A 16,576-nucleotide genomic window follows, 5' to 3' on the forward strand; every position below is an offset into this window, starting at 1 on the left:
TTTTTCAATAGCTATTTCATCAAATGAAATTTTTCTCATATAAAAAAAATCAATTAAAACAGAATAATATAAACAAATACCAATTGTCTCTCCCAAACACATCCACAAAGGCCCTAACCACTGCCTGGTGTTTTTTCGACTAGCCTCCTTTCATTTTGCTGTCAACAGCCATTTTTCAAAAAATTCAAATTGTCGACAATTTGAATTTTTTTTGTTCATCTTAATCCAAAGTCTCGTTTGCGCTAAAAATCACAATCTAAGGAAATACCACTCATACTTTTACAATTTTGGACATGATTTTATTTAAAATAGACAGTATATCTATTTTTGAAAAAAAATTGTCACATATGAATACTTTTACTATTGCAACTTATTATGTTTTTAATTGTATACAATGCAATAAATTAATTTTTACATTCTGCATTTTACATTAGTTGCGGATATTTTTTGTAAAAATAGCTTTTTTTTAAAAAAATATTATTTCTTTACTTTTTAAAAACACGATGAGAATGCTCTCTTTAGCAGAGCATCAAAAAGTTCGTTCCTCAAACGTTCTGAAGCTGTTTTTGAGACTGAAAAAACAACTGGCGAGGTAGAAGATGGCTCAAGCTATCGACACAGTTCATGCCCCAAGTAAAATCCGATGGCTTTTGCTTGGGATCGTCTTCATGTCATGCCTTGTTGCGTATCTGGACCGGGTTAACCTCTCGGTCTGCGCTACGTTCATTATGGAAGATATGAAATTTGATCGAGTTCAGCTCGGCTATGCAATGTCGGCTTTTTTTGCCGCCTATGCCCTGACCCAAATTCCCGGCGGTATTTTGGCCGAGCGATGGGGCATACGAAAAAACGGTGCTTTTGCAATGTTTTGGTGGTCGTTGTTTACATTTTTGACGCCCCACGCCTGGGGCTTTGCAAGTTTTGTAGTGGTGCGGTTTCTCTTTGGCCTTGGCGAAGGCCCGCTGTACCCCAACAACGGCTTCTTTTTTGCCAAGTGGTTCAGTTCTAAAGAAAAAGCCATTGCAAACTCGTGGATGAGCGCAGGCACGCTGCTTGGACCGGCCCTGGGGCCGCCGCTGACTGTATTTTTGGTGACGCACACGAGCTGGCACTGGGCCTTTTATGTATTTGGCTTTGCAGGATTTATCGCCACTGCGCTGTGGTGGATCTACGCCAGAGACACCCCGGCCGAGCATCCCAAGATCAATGATGCGGAACTGCTGATCATTACTGAACAGACCAACGTTCAGGATGCCGTTTCCGAGGCGTCCAAAAAGATCAAGACGCCCTGGGGCAAGTTCCTTAAAAACCATAGGTTCTGGGCCATTGGCTTTCAGTACATGGCCAACAACTACATAACCTTTTTGTTTATGTCGTGGGTGCCGCTGTACCTGCAGCAATCGCGTGGCGTGAGCTTTACGCAGATGGGCGCGCTTGCCGGCTTGCCGTTTTTGGCGGCGGCCATCAGCACCGTTCTCACCTCCATTTTGAGCGACAAACTGGTGCGGATGGGCAAATCCAAAAAGCTTACCCGCTCTGCCTTTGGCTTTTTGGGCATGAGCGGCTGCGCTGTGTTTCTCTACTTTGCAACCCAGGTCGACACGGTTGCCCAAAACATCGCCCTGCTTTCCTTAAGCTACGGTTTCCTTGGCTTTAACCTTACCGCCGCCTGGGCGGCCTGCCAGGACATCGGCGGCAAGTACGGCGGCACGGTTGCCACCTGGATGAACTTTTGGGGAACCATTGCCGGTGTGGCCGCCCCGATTTTGACGGCTCTTTTCGTTGATTGGGTGGGTTGGGAAAACGCCTTTGTCATCAGCACCGGCATCGTCGGTTCTGGTGCGCTGACCTGGCTGATTATCAATCCTGACAAAAAACTGGTCGAAGACTAGGCAAACCAATCCGGGCAGGCCATTTGCGACCTGCCCGGATTTTAAACACTATGCTAGAAGGATGGCCGCATATGCAGTTCAATTTTCCTCCGATCGACATCCCTGTTGAGGGCCTCGACAAGGTCAAGCTCCCCAAAATGTATTCCATTACTCAGCGGTACGACGACCAGCGGGTTGCGGACATCTCGGGGCACCTTGCAGCGCAGCTTGAATCGCAGATCGGCAACAAGGGGGCCTTCAAAGGAAAAAGCATCGCCCTTACCGTGGGCAGCAGGGGCATACCCCACCTTGACGTCATGGCCAAAACCATCTGCGACCAGCTTAAAAAATGGGGGGCCGCGCCGTTTATCGTGCCCTCCATGGGCAGCCACGGCGGCGCTACGGCAGAGGGGCAGATAGAGATGCTGGCCGGGTACAACATCACCGAGCAGAGCATTGGGGTTCCGATCAAATCGTGTATGGATGTGGTGCAATATGATGCGCTTGACGACGGCACTCCACTTTACTGCGACAAAAACGCCTGGAGTGCGGACGGCATTGTTGTGTTCAACAAGGTCAAGCCCCACACCGATTTTCGCGGTGCGCACGAAAGCGGCCTGGCAAAAATGATCGCCATCGGGCTGGCCAAGCACAAGGGCGCGTCCATGTTCCACATGAAGGGCTTTGCCTGCTTTCCCGACGTGCTGCCTGTCATCGCCGAAAAGTTCATCAAAAAAGGTCCGCAACTCATGTTTGGCGTGGGCGTTGTGCAAAATGCCTACGACGAGGTCTGCAATATCGACGTGTGCCCCAAAGAGGGCATCATCAAGATGGATGCCGACCTGCTGGTCGTCGCCAAGGGCAAGATGCCGCGCTTCAAGTTTCAGGAATGCGATGTGCTTGTCATCGACGAAATAGGCAAAAACATCAGCGGCAACGGGCACGACCCCAACATTGTAGGGCGCAACAACTCCGGCGACTTCCCCGAAGTGTTCACGCTCAAGCGTCTGGTTATCCTGGGCATAACCCCAGAATCGCACCACAACGCCGCAGGCATCAACCTTGCCGACATCACCACCCGTGGGCTGCTTAATGACGTGGACTGGCGGGCCACATGGATCAACGTGCTCACCGCCAACCGGCCCAACGGCGGCAAAATTCCGGTCTATGCCGAAACTGACCGCGATGCCGTCATCATGGCCATTCGCACCGGCGACAATGTCGATTTTGAGCACCCACGGGTCGCCCATATTAAAAACACGCTCTGCATGACCAAAATCGACGTTTCGGAAGCCATTTACAACGAAATCAAGGACAGGGACGACGTAAGCCTGATCAGCGGCCCCTTTGAGCTTGATTTCAATGCCGATGGTCGTCTCACGCCTCTTGAAGAAGCCTGATCCTGCCCGGCGCGGCAGCCGTCAAGGCCTGCCCGCCTGTGCCGCGCGCCGGGCACCCAGGCGCTGCAGGGCAATGCATGCCAGCCGTGCGCAACGCCCTGTGCGGTCTTGCCGTCCATCCTCACCCGTTGCGTGCGGGCTATCCCTACCGCCTGCGACAACGGGTAAGGATGGACGGCATACAAACCTCCAGCAGCAACCACGCTACGGCAGCATGGGCAAAGCTTCGGTCCTGCGGTCGCTGCATCATATACGCACAATAAAGTAAAACAGTATTCATGTTTCAAACAATATTCTGTTTATTAGTATACTGCTTGCTTATTACAACGCACCGCACATCAAATAATTTTATTCTACAGCATTTATGACATATATTAAAGCATAATTTATAATTAACAAAAAAATTCTATCAATTTCGATTTTATTTTGCATACAAACCAACCAGGACGCATCTGAAATACAAAACTTCAAGAGAATACAAATAAAAAATACGTATACCACAAGGAGCCTGCAGATATGAAAGGAAGCGTCAGAATGAAGCTATTGGTGCCCTCCATAGCCATGCTGGTTTTATGCATGGGGGTATCAAGCTATTTTTCTTCCCAAAAATCCGCACATGAGGCATCGCAGGTGCTGGTTGGCACGGCCCGGCTTGCGGCACAGGACGTAAGCAAAAATCTTGATGATATGCTGTCATTTGTGTGCAACGTGCTGGCGCTCGAGAGCGGCAACGAGATACTTGACGGGCTGCTAACCGACAAGGGCCCGTCAGAGAGTGAATTTAACGATGCGGTCAAGCTGCTCAAAAAGCTCGTTGCAACCAGCAACCTTGTTTCCGCAGCCCGCGTCTACAACACGCAGGGCAAATGCATCGTCAGCGATACGGGGATTACCAATATAGATGTAAAGGACAGGGATTATTTTAAAAAGGTCATGACAGGCCAGACCAACATAAGCAACCCGCTTATAAACCGGGCCAACAACCTGCCCGTATGCGTCATATCAACGCCGATCATCCGCAACGGTAAAATCACCGGCGCGCTGATTGTGGGCATAGACCTGTCGCCATTTACCGAAAACATGATCGCGCCCATTAAAATAGGCGAAAAAGGCTATGTGTACCTTGTGGACGGCAACGGCATCACGGTAAGCCACCCGGACGCAGCGCAGATCATGCAGCTCGACATCTCCCGCTTTGAATGGGGCCGCAAAATGCTCTCCACCGGCAACGGCAGCACTGAGTACTCATTTGACGGGCACGGAAAAACAGCCATCTATGCCAAGGTCAAATCCACCGGCTGGATTGTGTGCGCCATTGTCAGCGAGGACGACACTACAGCCGTTGCCCGGGTCATATGGACATCGAGCATGGTTTTGAGCGGCGTCGGCGTGGGGCTTGTGTGTCTGATCCTCATTTTTATCGTCAATCCCATCCTGGCCGCCCTGCAAAAGTGCGTCGCATTTTCCGAGGCGGTCACCATGGGCGACCTTGGCAAGCAGCTTGAAATCAACCGCACGGACGAGCTTGGCAAGCTTGGCCGCTCCCTGTCCATCATGGTTGAAAAGCTTAAAGAAATGGTGGCCACCGCCGAAATCAAGACGACGGAATCCGAGGAGCAGACCCGTAAGGCCAAGACAGCCATGGAACAGGCGGAAGAAGCCCGCCGCCAGGCGGAAGAAGCCAAGCGCGAGGGCATGCTTGCCGCCGCAGGCCAGCTCGAGGAAGTGGTGTCAATCATTTCTTCGGCATCAACGCAGCTGTCGGCGCAAATCGCGCAGTCGCACCAGACCACGCAAGAGTCGGCCCAATGCCTCGCTGAGGCCGCCGACGCCATGAACCAGATGACCGCCGCTGTGCACGATGTGGCCGCCAGCGCCTCAAGCGCGTCGAGCATGTCTGAAAAAACCAAGGCGAACGCCGAGGATGGGGCAAACATCGTGCGGGAATCCCTGCAGAGCATTGCCAAGGTCAACGAAGTGTCCATGGAGCTGAAAAAAGACATGACCCAGCTCAACGAACACGCGCAGGCCATCAACCGCATAATGGGCGTTATTTCAGACATTGCGGACCAGACAAACCTGCTGGCGCTTAACGCGGCCATTGAAGCGGCCCGCGCGGGCGACGCAGGGCGCGGCTTTGCCGTTGTGGCCGATGAGGTGCGCAAACTGGCGGAAAAAACCATGACCTCCACGCAGGATGTGGGCAATGCCATTACCGCCATCCAGAGCAGTACGACAAAAAGCGTCTCCGGCATGGACAACGCCCTGCAGCAGGTTGAAACGGCCACAGGCTGCGCGGGCAAATCCAGAGAAGCGCTGCAGCTGATTGTCAGCGATGTGGAATCCACAGCCGGGCAGGTGCGGGCCATCGCCGTTGCCTGCGAGCAGCAGTCGGCGGCCAGCGAGGCCATCAACAATTCCATTGAGCACGCCAACAGCATGTCCGAGCAGACGACCCAGGCCATGACCGAATCCGCGCGGGCCGTGGCCGACCTGGCCCAGCAGGCGCAAAAACTGAGCGCCCTGATCAGGGAAATGAAAAACGGTTAGGCGGCAAAACCATCAACACAAAAAAAGGGCCGGCAATGCAAAGCTGCGCTGCTGGCCCTTTACGGTATATCATGAACATACTCTATTATGACTGCTTTTCCGGCATCAGCGGCGACATGAACATGGCGGCCATGATTGATCTGGGAGTCGACCCGCACTACCTGAAGGCCGAGCTGGACAAACTTGGCCTGGGTGCGGAATTTGAGCTGAAGGTCTCCACCTGCGCCTGCAGCGGCATCAAGGGCACGCAGGTGCATGTCTGTCAGGACGGGAAAAAGTACCACGATCGTGGTCATGCTCATAACCTTGCACATGACCTTGCGCATGACCACGATCATGACCATGCCGCAGAGCCATCATGCGAGCATGCCGGACATGCGGAGCACCACCCCGCGCATGACCATGCTGTCGCCAGCGCCGCCCGCCATGAGCACCACCACGCGCAGCACAGAAACCTTGCCGCCATAGAAGCCATCATCATGTCCAGCGACCTGAAGCCAGAGGTAAAGCAGACGAGTCTGCGCATCTTTGACCTCATAGCAAAGGCCGAGGCCAAAGTTCACGGCAAGCCGGTCGGCGAGGTGCACTTTCACGAGGTGGGCGCAACAGATTCCATTGTGGACATCGTGGGCGCGGCCATCTGTTTTCACGCGCTGCGGGTGGATGCCGTGTGGGCCTCGGCCATCGAGCTTGGCAGCGGGCTTGTCCACTGCGCCCATGGCGTCATGCCTGTACCGGCCCCGGCAACGACAGAGATAGTCCATGGGCTGCCCACAACCAGGGGCGGCACAGACCACGAGGCGACAACCCCCACGGGGGCGGCCATCATAGCGGCGCTGACCAGCCGCTTTACCTCAACGCCAGCCATGTCCACCAGCAAAACGGGCTATGGCATAGGGCACCGTCAATCCAGCCGCCCCAACATGCTGCGGGTATTCCTTGCAAGCGACGACTGCCCTGCCCATATGTAGCGCAATTTCCAGGTACGACAAATGACAAACGACATGTTGCAAGACCTGCTGTCAGCCGTTAAAAACGGCGGGCTCTCCGTAGCTGAGGGCATGAATGCCCTGCGTGATTCAGCTTTTCTGGATTTGGGGCATACAAAGTTCGACGCGCACCGCGCCCTGCGGAACGGATTTCCCGAGGTGGTCTACGGCGAGGGCAAAACGCCGGAACAGGTGGCCGAAATATTTTGTCTGCCGGGCACGCAGGGCAACATACTTGCCACGCGCGTTTCGCCCGAGATGGCCAGTCATGTCCAATCCCTATGTCCGGATGCCGAGTATAACCGGCTGGGGCGTACCCTGACCCTGGCCCGAAGCCCCCAGGTGTGGAAGCAGGGCGAGGTGGCCATTGTCACAGCGGGCACGTCCGACCTGCCCGTTGCGGAAGAGGCGCACGTAACCTGCGGCATGCTGGGGTGCAAGACCCGCATAATTTCCGACGTCGGCGTAGCGGGCATTCACCGCCTGCTGACGTGCCTGCCCGCCATCCGTTCCGCGCGGGTTGTCATTGTGGTTGCGGGCATGGAGGGTGCGCTGGCCAGTGTTGTGGGCGGCCTGATACCGCAGCCAGTTATTGCTGTTCCCACCTCTGTAGGGTACGGAGCCTCCTTTGCCGGCCTTTCAGCACTGCTTGGCATGCTCACCTCCTGCGCGAGCGGCGTTACTGTGGTAAATATAGACAATGGTTTTGGGGCCGCCTGCGCCGCTTGCAGAATAGCCAATGCGTAACATGACAAAAACACTGCAGTAAACGCCGAGAGGCCAGACTGTCGCATTACACTGCGGGCTTTTCCGCTGCAGCCATCACACTACAGCAACAGCGCACTGCACAGCCGTATTTTTTCAGCAACAGGACACTATATGCGAATAGCCGTATTTGAAGTCAAGGATTGGGAAGAACAGTATTTTTGTCAGGCCGTCGCATCCGGCAGGTACACCCTTGAGCTCAGTGAAAACAAGCTCACAGCCGACCTCGCACGCACGCTCGAGGGCTTTGACGCGGTCTCTGTTCTTGAGAGCGCTCTGGACGCGCCTGTTCTCGACATCATGAAAAGCCGGGGCATACGGTTTATCACCACCCGCACAACCGGCTACGACCAGATCAACGTGGCGTACGCAAAATCCATAGGCCTCAAGGTTGCCAATGCCCTGTACCCGTCAGATGCGGTGGCCGAATTTACAATCCTGCTCATGCTATTGAGCCTGCGCCACTACAAGGCCTCGCTGTACCGCGTGGCCACCAACGATTACTCGCTGGCTGGCCTGAAAGGCAAGGAGCTCAAAACAATGACCGTGGGCGTGGTGGGCACAGGCGGCATAGGCTCCTGCGTGGTGCGCCTTCTTGCCGGTTTTGGGTGCAGGATACTGGCCTACAACAAAAGCCAGAAGCCCGATCTGGCCGCGCTGGCGCAATACACCGACATGGAGTCAATCTTCCGTCAGAGCGACATCATCACCTTTCATATTCCGCTGACCGATCAAACCCGGCACATCGTCAACGACGCATCGCTAGCCAAAATGAAGGACGGCGTCATCCTGATCAACACGGCCAGAGGCGAGCTGATGCGCACCGAAGCGCTTATCGCCGGGGTGGAGTCTGAAAAGATCGGGGCGCTCGGGCTGGATGTGTTTGAAGAAGAGCGCGACATCTACCACCGCTACCGTACTACAGACATCATAAAAAACCGCAATATGGCCTACCTGCGCCAGTTTCCCAATGTTGTCATGACGCAGCACATGGCCTTTTTTACCGAGACGAACATCAATTCAATGGTCTGCGACAGTCTGGACAACCTGTTAAAGATGCACGAAGGCCAGGGGTATTACGAAATATAATATCCATGCCATCCGGGTATTTTTTCTGCCCCGCAGGCTTCAGGCGCGCTGGTCAGACTTACTGCGCGCTCAACGACAATTCCTGCCCGGTTACGCCGCAATAAACTATAAGCAGCTCGGCGCCCTCGCTGTCCGTGTACCCATAGTGCGGCTTGTTGACCATCTCGGCCAAAAAATCGCCCTGCGTGAGATGCTGCTCCTGGTTGTCGCGTTCACTCTTTACGGTCAGGCTGCCCTTATGCACATAGGCGATGTTGGGCATGGGGTGCGTGTGGCTTGCGAGCCGCGAGTTGGGCGGAATCACGATCTTTACAATTTTAATGTCCGCGTTGCCCGTCGGGTAAGCTCCGTATTCCGTACCATCCCATGACCGTACCGCCTCAAACAGTAGGGTTTTGCTCACTCCCGCCGCAGGGGCCGTGGCGGCAATGGCCTGGCCAATGCCCGCGACCCGCTCCTTGCCGCCAGCCCAAAACCCTGCCCCAAATATGACCAGCCCCGCCACCACACCGAAAACCCAATTTTTTTTGAACACGCAAATCTCCACTTTCCGCTGCCGCCCCAGGGCCGCACCGTAGCCGTTTTTATGTTGACGCATTTATCCCCATCCAGTACCGACTACTTGCGCCATATCCCATATGTCGCTGCGTCCTCAACTTAACAGGTTAGACACGCAGAGTCATGCCAACAGACGGGGGCGTCATGCTCCGCAGGCTAGAAGTATTGCAAAAGCACCATGCCTGCAGCCCCCACCGCCAGCAGCCACAGGGCGTTGATGCGCGTGTACATGACGCACAGCGTCGAAATTGCGGCAAAAACATAGGCCGCCCACCCGCCCTCAAGACTTTGCAAAAGTACATAGGCTGAAGCCAGAACCATGCCTGCGGCAACGGGGCGCAAGCCTGCTTCCAGGGCCACCTGCCAGCGTGCCCCCCTGTGATTTTTCCACACGCGGGCAATGCCGTACAAAAGCAGTGCCGTTGGACCAAACATGCACACGGTTGCTACCAGCGCCCCCCAAAAACCAGCAACCTGCCAGCCTATAAGTGTCGCCAGCAGTGAGCCTGGCCCCGGCGCCATACGCGCAATGGCAAAATCGTTGAGAAACTGCGTCGCCGTCATCCAGCGATGGACATCAACCACCTGGTGCTGAATATCAACCACGACAGCTTGCCCGCCTCCCACAGCAGCCAGCGAAAGTGGAGCGAACACACGCGCCAGATCAATGCAGAGTGCAAATTCAGATCTCACTTGTGTTCCTCTGGCTTTTTCAATGCGCGCCAATATTCCATGGCAACTCCGGCAAATCCGCAGACCACAACTGTCCAGATTAACGACCAGTGCAATATGCCAGCCGCAACAAACGTTATCACCGTCAGTAAAAGCGGAAAAATGCGACGCGGCAGCAAAGCCACAGCCGTGATGCCCATTGATATTGACAGCCCGATTGCAGCTGCCGCCGCCCCGGCCAAGGCGATATGCGTTACGGGAAACTGGGTCAGCTGGGCAAATGAAACTCCAAGCAGCACTATGAGCAGGGCCGGAAGAAACAAAATACCCATGATGCCCGCAAATGCCCCACGCGATCCACCCAGCTGATAACCAATCCAGATTGCCATGTTTGACACGTTAACCCCAGGCAATGCCTGCGACAGGGCAAGACCGTTCAAAAAGGATTCTTCATCCATCCAGTGACGTTCGTAAACAAAAAGACGCATCATGCGCCCGCTCATTCCTCCGCCAAAACTGGTTAAACCTATCTGCGTAAAGGCAAAAAATATGTCCTTTACCCCTATAGGCGTACGGTTTTCGGGTGATTGCTTTTGCACAGCATTCAACATCAATGAACCCTTTGGATTTTCAGATGGCTATGAAATGACGGGCAAATACGCGGGCAGACAGAAGCAGACAGGCGTTGTCGAGTATCTCGACGCGGAGGCGGTGTTATTGAGGGCAGCTAGCACCGCACAGGGTGGTCACGGCAGACAGATGCCATCTCTGCAGTAGGTACGAAGAAACCCGCCAGCTTGTCAAATTGCACCTTGCCCAGAGCCAGCCTGAAAGCCGCGACCGCAACGCTCCGGGCGCCCCGCCGCGCGGATGCCGTGCAGCCGCAAGCTCTCCCCAACGGTACGCCGCCCTCAGCAGGGATGCGCAAAAGAACTGCCGGGCATGCGGCGTAACTATATCGTCAAGAATACTGGGGATCAAACTGCGCGCGAAGCGGCCACAGCAGGGCGAACCTGTCAAATACGATTGCACCCACAGCTAAAGATGAGTGGGCATACGCGCAAACGTACACCCACTCACCAAACGCGACAGCGAATTTGCCACGCAAAAGAAGAACCAATACCGTTGGTAACGTCCGCACTGCGCCGTAACAAGCCCCACCAGCATCAAAGAGGACTGGGGGAGAGTCGCACGCAGGCGCTCCGGGGCCAATCCTTCCGTTTTTTTGCAAACCCGCAGGCAATCCAAGAAGCTTTGCCGCATGTTTTATTTCACGTGCGCGCATGCACGGTTGCCGCCTCTGGCAAGACGATTATGCGCAAAGCCGGATCCCAGGATTTTACCTCGGTTCGCAGGCCCTATGCAAAAATGACGTCTTCGTTGATGGCGGCAATGTCCTTGCAGCCTGTCAGAACCATGGTCTGCACCAGTTCGCCCTTGAGCTGGGCAATATACTTGCTTACGCCCGCAGCTCCCCCGCCTATGGCAGCCCAGACAATCGGACGGCCAATGCCCACAAGGTCGGCCCCAAGCGCCAGCATCTTGAACACATCGGCCCCGCTGCGCACGCCGCCGTCCGCCATGATCGTTATCTGGCCCTTAACCGCTTTGGCAATCGCAGGCAGCACCCGCGCAGTACCGGGGGCATACTCCATCACACGGCCGCCGTGGTTGGAAACAACAATGCAGTCCGCCCCGGCCGCCACAGCTTCCCTGGCGTCCGCGACCGTCATGATTCCCTTCAGGATAAACTTGCAACCGGCCTTATGGATTTTTTCAACAATCGCGGCCAGTTCCTTGGGGGATTTGGGGCCAACGGGGTGCCCCATCTTGCGCAGGGTAATCAGGCCGGCGGCATCGATATCCATGCCCACTATCTTGCATCCGCTGGCAAAAGAGCGTTCGAGCTTTTCGTCAAGCTCGTCACTCTCCCAGGGTTTGATAAAAGGAATACCGTGCCCCTTGGCCGCAGTTATGGCCGCAAAAGCAGACTGGGTAATTACCGGGGGCACGCCATCGCCGGTGCAGCCGATCACGCCCGCGTCCTTGCAGCCTTGCACCACGGCCTCGACATATTGCTCTTCGGTTACGGCATCATTAAAATTGAACATGCCGCCAATAGGTGCGGCCACTACGGGCATGTCCAGGTTCAGCCCAAGGCAGCTACAGGATGTGTCGGGAGCGCTGGCTGTATGGATGAGGCGCATGTTCAGGGCGATCTCCGCCAAGGCCTTGACGTTGTTTTTAAAGGCAGTGCCGCTGCCCAGCCCGCCCATGCCGGGCACCTCGCCCGCGCACGCTCGACCGTCGCAAATGGGGCAAAGACGGCAAGACCCCCGCATGAGTTCCTTGGCTTTCTGGCGAATATCTTTCATACGAATCTCCATTATAATTAAAAAATACGGTCTGCTTATCTACAATGATAGCAAAAACCGCAATAGCTTACTATCAATACAAACAACATGACTGACAGTTTGTCATTTATAAGAATACGCCCGCTTTACACAAAATGCAACAAAAATACGATGTTCATGATCTTGCGGCACGTAATAATACCATAAAATTCAACAAATACAATAAAATAATAAGCTATAGTGCAAATTTCCCACCAGACTTCGCGCGGCAAGACTCAACGCCGCGCCCAGATGCTGCCGAGAATATGGATGTCTTTGATGATAATAATGTGTAATTTTGTATCGTCTTTTCGCCCACCATGGCCCTGTTGCAATGTATTTTTATGCAACACTGCCGCATGTAAAACACATTGCCCTGCCCCGTCGTGATACAGGCAATCACGCGAAAACTTTACTAAGTGTCAAGGGCATGCCAAACCTGCAACGGACGTTGTTGCCTGTGCCTTGACATTTATTGAATGATTCTGCGCGCTACCCCAAAAATCGGTGGTATTGCTAGGGCAAATATTTCAGGAGTTCACATGGATCAGCAGGAAAATCGAAAAAATGTTCTTCGCCACTTGGGACAACTTGGCGTGGATTACGCAATAACGGAACATCCGGCGGTTTATACCATCGAGGAGATGCTAAACTCGGGTATCAAGCTCATGGGCGAGGTATGCAAAAACCTGTTCATGCGAGATTCCGCTGGCAAACGGCATTTTCTCGTCACCATACCCAACGACAAAAAAGCCCCGCTGAACATCTTGCAGCAAAAACTCGGAACATCCCGACTCAGCTTTGCGTCCGAGAAGCGCCTTGCCAGATACCTTAAGCTGCATAAGGGAGAAGTAACCCCCTTTGGCATTCTCAATGATGAAGGCCGCGATGTTGAGCTGGTATTTGATTCCACGCTTGAGGGCAACCCATGTCTGGGCGTGCACCCCAATGACAACACGGCAACGGTATGGATTTCTTTTGCAGATTTGCACCGAGCGGTTGCCGCACACGGAAACCGTATCCATATGCTCTCTCTGCGCGGGGTAAGGTCACCGATATAAGAGGCGTCAAATCTATTTTTATCCCAGGCAAAAAATCCCTGTATTTCTCCATTTGAGATTTTCACACAAAATCTAACTACCCCTTAGTTTTTTTCGTGCATGTAAGAAGCTGTCATGGCGGGGATTTTTGCTTTCTGGCAAGAAAAAACGGTTTTTTATGCAGGAAGTGTGCTCTTTAGAACTCGACCGGAATAAAAAACCGTTTTGACGCAGCCAGAAACAAAAAGCGCCCCATGCCCCGCTTTCCCGGCGCAAGATGGATTTTGTTCTCAGGCAAGAAAGACAAGGCGACTTTGAGGGAGTGTGCTCTTTAGCACTCGACCGAAAAAGCCGCCGCTGTATGACGCAGCCTGAGGGCAAAAGACGCTTGCGCCCCCTAGTGGGCGGAGCCCCAGTCACGCCCCTGCCCCCAGTCCACAACCAGCGGTACAGACAAAGCCGCGCCCCCCGGCATAACCCCGCTCATAAGCGCCGCCACCCGCTCGCCCGCAGCGGCAGCCGCGTCCGTGGGCACTTCCAGCAGCAGCTCGTCGTGCACCTGCAAAAGCAACCGCGCATCAAGCCGCTTCAACTCTGCATCATGGGCCACAGCCAGCATGGCAAGCTTGATGATGTCGGCGGCTGATCCCTGAATAACAGTATTGATAGCCTGCCGCCGCGCCAGGGCATAGTTCTGGCCGTTGGCGGAATGGATGTCGGGCAACAGGCGCCGCCGCCCGCCAAGGGTCGTCACATAGCCCTGCCGTTTGGCAACGGCCTCGACTTCTTCATAAAATTCCTTGAGGCCGGTGAGGCGCTCAAAGTAGCGGGCAATGAATTCCTTGGCCTCGTTGGAGCTGATTTTCAGCTCCTGCGCCAGTTTTTGCGCGCCCATGCCGTAGATAAGACCAAAATTGATGGTCTTTGCATTGCGCCGCTGGTCAGGGCTTACCTCGCCTGGCGGCAGGTCGTACACCAGTGCCGCCGTGCGGGCGTGGATGTCCTCGCCGTTGCGAAAGGCCTCAAGCAGCGCGGCGTCCTGCGACATATGGGCCAGCACGCGCAGCTCAACCTGCGAATAGTCGGCGGAAACCAGCAGATTTTGCGGCCCGGCGATAAAACACGAACGCATGCGCTTGCCCAGCGGCCCGCGCACGGGGATGTTCTGCAGGTTGGGGTTGCTGGACGAAAGCCGCCCCGTGGCCGTGGCCTTCTGGTTAAAGGTCGTATGGATGCGCCCGCGAGAATCCACAAGGCGCGGCAGCGGGTCCAGGTAGGTGGAGCGCATTTTTTCCAGCTTGCGAAACTGCAGGATGCTCTCGACCACAGGGTGCTGCCCCGCCAGCTTTTCCAGTGTTTCCTGACTGGTGGAGGCCTGCCCGCCACGGGTTTTGCGCGGCGAGGGCAGCTTGAGGGCGTTAAAAAGCACCTCGCCGAGCTGCTGCGCCGAGCGGATGTTGAAGGTGGTTCCCACTGCGGCAAAAACTTCTTGCGTGAGACGGTCAATCTCGCTCTGCACGTCTAAAAGAAAAGTCTGAAAAGCTGCAGCGTCAATGCCCACGCCGCGCGCTTCCATCTGGGCCAGCACGGGCGTGAGCGGCAGCTCAAGCGCCCGGTAGAGTTCAAGCAGGCCATCGGCCTCCAGCCGCTGCTCCATAACGGCAGCCATGCGCAGAGCCATGCTGGCCGGGCCGTTGCCGCCCTGCCCTTCACGCAGGGGCGCGCCCCAGCGCACCGCCAGCCGGGGCCAGCCGTAGTCGCTTTCCTCGGGGTTGATGAGGTAGGCTGCCAGACCAAGATCAAAGAAAAAGGGAGGCGTGGCTTCGGTTGGCAGCTTGCACCAGCAGGCGGCGGCAATCAGCTGCGCCTTGAGGTCAGCCGTCACCAGTCGCTGCGCCCCGGCAAGCCAGGTGCACAAATCGTCTGTGGAGCCGCCCCAGCGAAAATCGTCGCTGCCAGCCACGCCCACATGCGGGGGCTTGCCCTGCCCGCCGGGCCAGACCACCGCCACCTCGCGCCCGGCGCAGGAGGGCAACAGCCCGGATTGGCCTATGAGCGGCGCTTCCGGCTCGTCGGCCACATCAAGCAGGCTCATCTGAGGGCCAGCTCCGGCTGAAGGGCGCGGCTTCGCAACGGCCTTGTCCGCTGAGACGTCCAGCAGGCCCTGCTGGGCGGGACGCGACACAGCAGACTGCAACGCAAAATCGTTGGGTGATGCCGCACCAGCGGGTACAGCGCCTCCTGTCGGGCTGGCAGTGCTGCCCGCGCGCTGCGGGGCGGCCTCGGCCATCGCAGGGGCGCGGTGTTGCAGGCGGGCCAGAGCAGCCATGTCGCGCCGCAGGGCGTGCAGCTCAAATTCGTCAGCCATGGCCGCGCACTGGGCTTCGTCCAGCGGGGCTACGGTCATGTCGTCAATGGTCAGCTCCGTGCAGGTGTCGAGCGAGAGCGACGTAAGCTGCCGCCACAAAAACATGTTTTCAAGGTGATCGCGCAGCTTGTCCTGAATTTTTGGCGACAGCAGCGCAAAATGATCGCGGATATCCTCAAGCGTGGGACAGATTTCAAAAATCTTCTGCGCCGTCTTGGGGCCGATGCCCGGCACGCCGGGAATATTATCGCTCGTGTCGCCCACAAGGGCCTGCACATCGGCCCACTGGTCGGGGCGCAGGCCGCTCTCTGCCGTAAAATCGGCGGCTGAGAGCAGTTTTTCTTCCTTGGAGGCAGGGTCCCACATGTAGACGTTGGGGCCAAGGCACTGCTTGAGGTCTTTGTCGCCGCTCACGATAATCACGGGCCTCTGGGCCGAAAACCGCGCCGCCAGCGAGGCAATGCAATCGTCGGCCTCGCAGCCGTCCGAAATTTCCACGGGTATGCCCAGCGCCTTTACCATGCGCACAATGGGTTCCATCTGCCGCACCAGATCTTCAGGCGTGGCGTCGCGGTTGGCCTTGTACAGCGGAAACAGGTCGTGCCGAAAATTTTTGCCCTTGCCGTCTTTGACAAACAAAAAAAGACCGGGGCGCTCGTCGCGCAAAATGCGCAACAGCACGCGGGTTACCACCACCAGCGCGTTGGTGGGAAACCCGTCGGAACGCTGCATGTTTTTGTTGGCAAAAAACCCGCGGTAGATAAAGGCGGAGCCGTCCATAAGAAAAAGCGGCTCGGCAGACAGATTGAGGCGTTGTTTCAGCGACATGATTGCCCGGTGGTTTGGGTTTTCAAAAGATTGCAAGACGGTGCGCAGGCATG

Annotated in this window: 12 protein-coding genes; 7 read left to right on the top strand and 5 right to left on the bottom strand. The window is 55.6% G+C overall.

All coding sequences use genetic code 11. The features are described from left to right. The first annotated feature begins 668 nt into the window (after positions 1-668). From DDIC_RS08685 to DDIC_RS08710, 6 genes are all read left to right on the top strand, one after another. On the top strand, positions 669-1,892 hold the full coding sequence (locus DDIC_RS08685) for an MFS transporter (RefSeq protein ID WP_168732512.1): 1,224 nt from the start codon (positions 669-671) through the stop codon (positions 1,890-1,892). Positions 1,893-1,963: 71 nt separating this feature from the next. Continuing rightward, positions 1,964-3,271 carry a lactate racemase domain-containing protein gene (locus DDIC_RS08690; RefSeq protein ID WP_136400075.1) on the top strand — a complete coding sequence of 436 codons (1,308 nt, stop codon included), beginning with the start codon at positions 1,964-1,966 and terminating at the stop codon, positions 3,269-3,271. Between the two features lie 534 nt (positions 3,272-3,805). Further along, positions 3,806-5,821 (top strand): methyl-accepting chemotaxis protein, encoded by a 2,016-nt coding sequence (locus DDIC_RS08695; RefSeq protein ID WP_168732513.1) that lies wholly within the window; start codon positions 3,806-3,808, stop codon positions 5,819-5,821. A 71-nt stretch (positions 5,822-5,892) separates the two neighbouring features. Continuing rightward, positions 5,893-6,792: a LarC family nickel insertion protein gene (locus DDIC_RS08700; RefSeq protein ID WP_136400077.1), complete on the top strand. Its 900-nt coding sequence runs from the start codon at positions 5,893-5,895 to the stop codon at positions 6,790-6,792. Positions 6,793-6,813: 21 nt separating this feature from the next. Continuing rightward, positions 6,814-7,557 carry a nickel pincer cofactor biosynthesis protein LarB gene (gene larB, locus DDIC_RS08705; protein WP_136400078.1) on the top strand — a complete coding sequence of 248 codons (744 nt, stop codon included), beginning with the start codon at positions 6,814-6,816 and terminating at the stop codon, positions 7,555-7,557. Between the two features lie 132 nt (positions 7,558-7,689). Beyond that, positions 7,690-8,664 (top strand): NAD(P)-dependent oxidoreductase, encoded by a 975-nt coding sequence (locus tag DDIC_RS08710; protein WP_136400079.1) that lies wholly within the window; start codon positions 7,690-7,692, stop codon positions 8,662-8,664. A gap of 58 nt (positions 8,665-8,722) precedes the next feature. Here the strand turns inward: DDIC_RS08710 and DDIC_RS08715 are convergent, their stop codons facing one another. The 4 genes from DDIC_RS08715 to DDIC_RS08730 form a co-directional block, all read right to left on the bottom strand. Continuing rightward, positions 8,723-9,199, bottom strand: a complete 477-nt coding sequence (locus tag DDIC_RS08715; protein WP_168732514.1) for a cupin domain-containing protein — start codon at positions 9,197-9,199, stop codon at positions 8,723-8,725. Between the two features lie 179 nt (positions 9,200-9,378). Next, positions 9,379-9,915, bottom strand: coding sequence for a chromate transporter (locus tag DDIC_RS08720; RefSeq protein WP_211088865.1), 537 nt, complete (start codon positions 9,913-9,915; stop codon positions 9,379-9,381). Next, positions 9,912-10,505, bottom strand: coding sequence for a chromate transporter (locus tag DDIC_RS08725; protein ID WP_136400081.1), 594 nt, complete (start codon positions 10,503-10,505; stop codon positions 9,912-9,914). The genes DDIC_RS08720 and DDIC_RS08725 overlap by 4 nt, the downstream gene beginning before the upstream one ends. A 747-nt stretch (positions 10,506-11,252) precedes the next feature. After that, positions 11,253-12,269 (bottom strand): alpha-hydroxy-acid oxidizing protein, encoded by a 1,017-nt coding sequence (locus DDIC_RS08730; RefSeq protein ID WP_136400082.1) that lies wholly within the window; start codon positions 12,267-12,269, stop codon positions 11,253-11,255. A 560-nt stretch (positions 12,270-12,829) separates the two neighbouring features. Between DDIC_RS08730 and DDIC_RS08735 the strand changes: the two genes are divergently transcribed. Continuing rightward, complete coding sequence (locus DDIC_RS08735; protein WP_136400083.1) at positions 12,830-13,348, top strand: prolyl-tRNA synthetase associated domain-containing protein; 519 nt, start codon at positions 12,830-12,832, stop codon at positions 13,346-13,348. A 376-nt stretch (positions 13,349-13,724) separates the two neighbouring features. Here DDIC_RS08735 and polA read toward each other — a convergent pair whose 3' ends face one another. Next, positions 13,725-16,523 (bottom strand): DNA polymerase I, encoded by a 2,799-nt coding sequence (polA, locus tag DDIC_RS08740; protein WP_136400084.1) that lies wholly within the window; start codon positions 16,521-16,523, stop codon positions 13,725-13,727. Between the last annotated feature and the right edge of the window lie 53 nt (positions 16,524-16,576).

The organism is Desulfovibrio desulfuricans (assembly GCF_004801255.1).
In the GTDB taxonomy this organism is placed as follows: domain Bacteria; phylum Desulfobacterota; class Desulfovibrionia; order Desulfovibrionales; family Desulfovibrionaceae; genus Desulfovibrio; species Desulfovibrio desulfuricans_C.

Excerpts from the sequence above, each read along its gene's own strand:
- DDIC_RS08735 (WP_136400083.1), top strand. The coding sequence starts at position 12,830 with ATGGATCAGCAGGAAAATCGAAAAAATGTTCTTCGCCACTTGGGACAA.
- DDIC_RS08695 (WP_168732513.1), top strand. The coding sequence starts at position 3,806 with ATGAAGCTATTGGTGCCCTCCATAGCCATGCTGGTTTTATGCATGGGG.
- DDIC_RS08725 (WP_136400081.1), bottom strand. The coding sequence starts at position 10,505 with ATGTTGAATGCTGTGCAAAAGCAATCACCCGAAAACCGTACGCCTATA.
- DDIC_RS08690 (WP_136400075.1), top strand. The coding sequence starts at position 1,964 with ATGCAGTTCAATTTTCCTCCGATCGACATCCCTGTTGAGGGCCTCGAC.
- DDIC_RS08685 (WP_168732512.1), top strand. The coding sequence starts at position 669 with ATGTCATGCCTTGTTGCGTATCTGGACCGGGTTAACCTCTCGGTCTGC.
- DDIC_RS08700 (WP_136400077.1), top strand. The coding sequence starts at position 5,893 with ATGAACATACTCTATTATGACTGCTTTTCCGGCATCAGCGGCGACATG.
- polA (WP_136400084.1), bottom strand. The coding sequence starts at position 16,523 with ATGTCGCTGAAACAACGCCTCAATCTGTCTGCCGAGCCGCTTTTTCTT.
- DDIC_RS08730 (WP_136400082.1), bottom strand. The coding sequence starts at position 12,269 with ATGAAAGATATTCGCCAGAAAGCCAAGGAACTCATGCGGGGGTCTTGC.
- larB (WP_136400078.1), top strand. The coding sequence starts at position 6,814 with ATGACAAACGACATGTTGCAAGACCTGCTGTCAGCCGTTAAAAACGGC.
- DDIC_RS08710 (WP_136400079.1), top strand. The coding sequence starts at position 7,690 with ATGCGAATAGCCGTATTTGAAGTCAAGGATTGGGAAGAACAGTATTTT.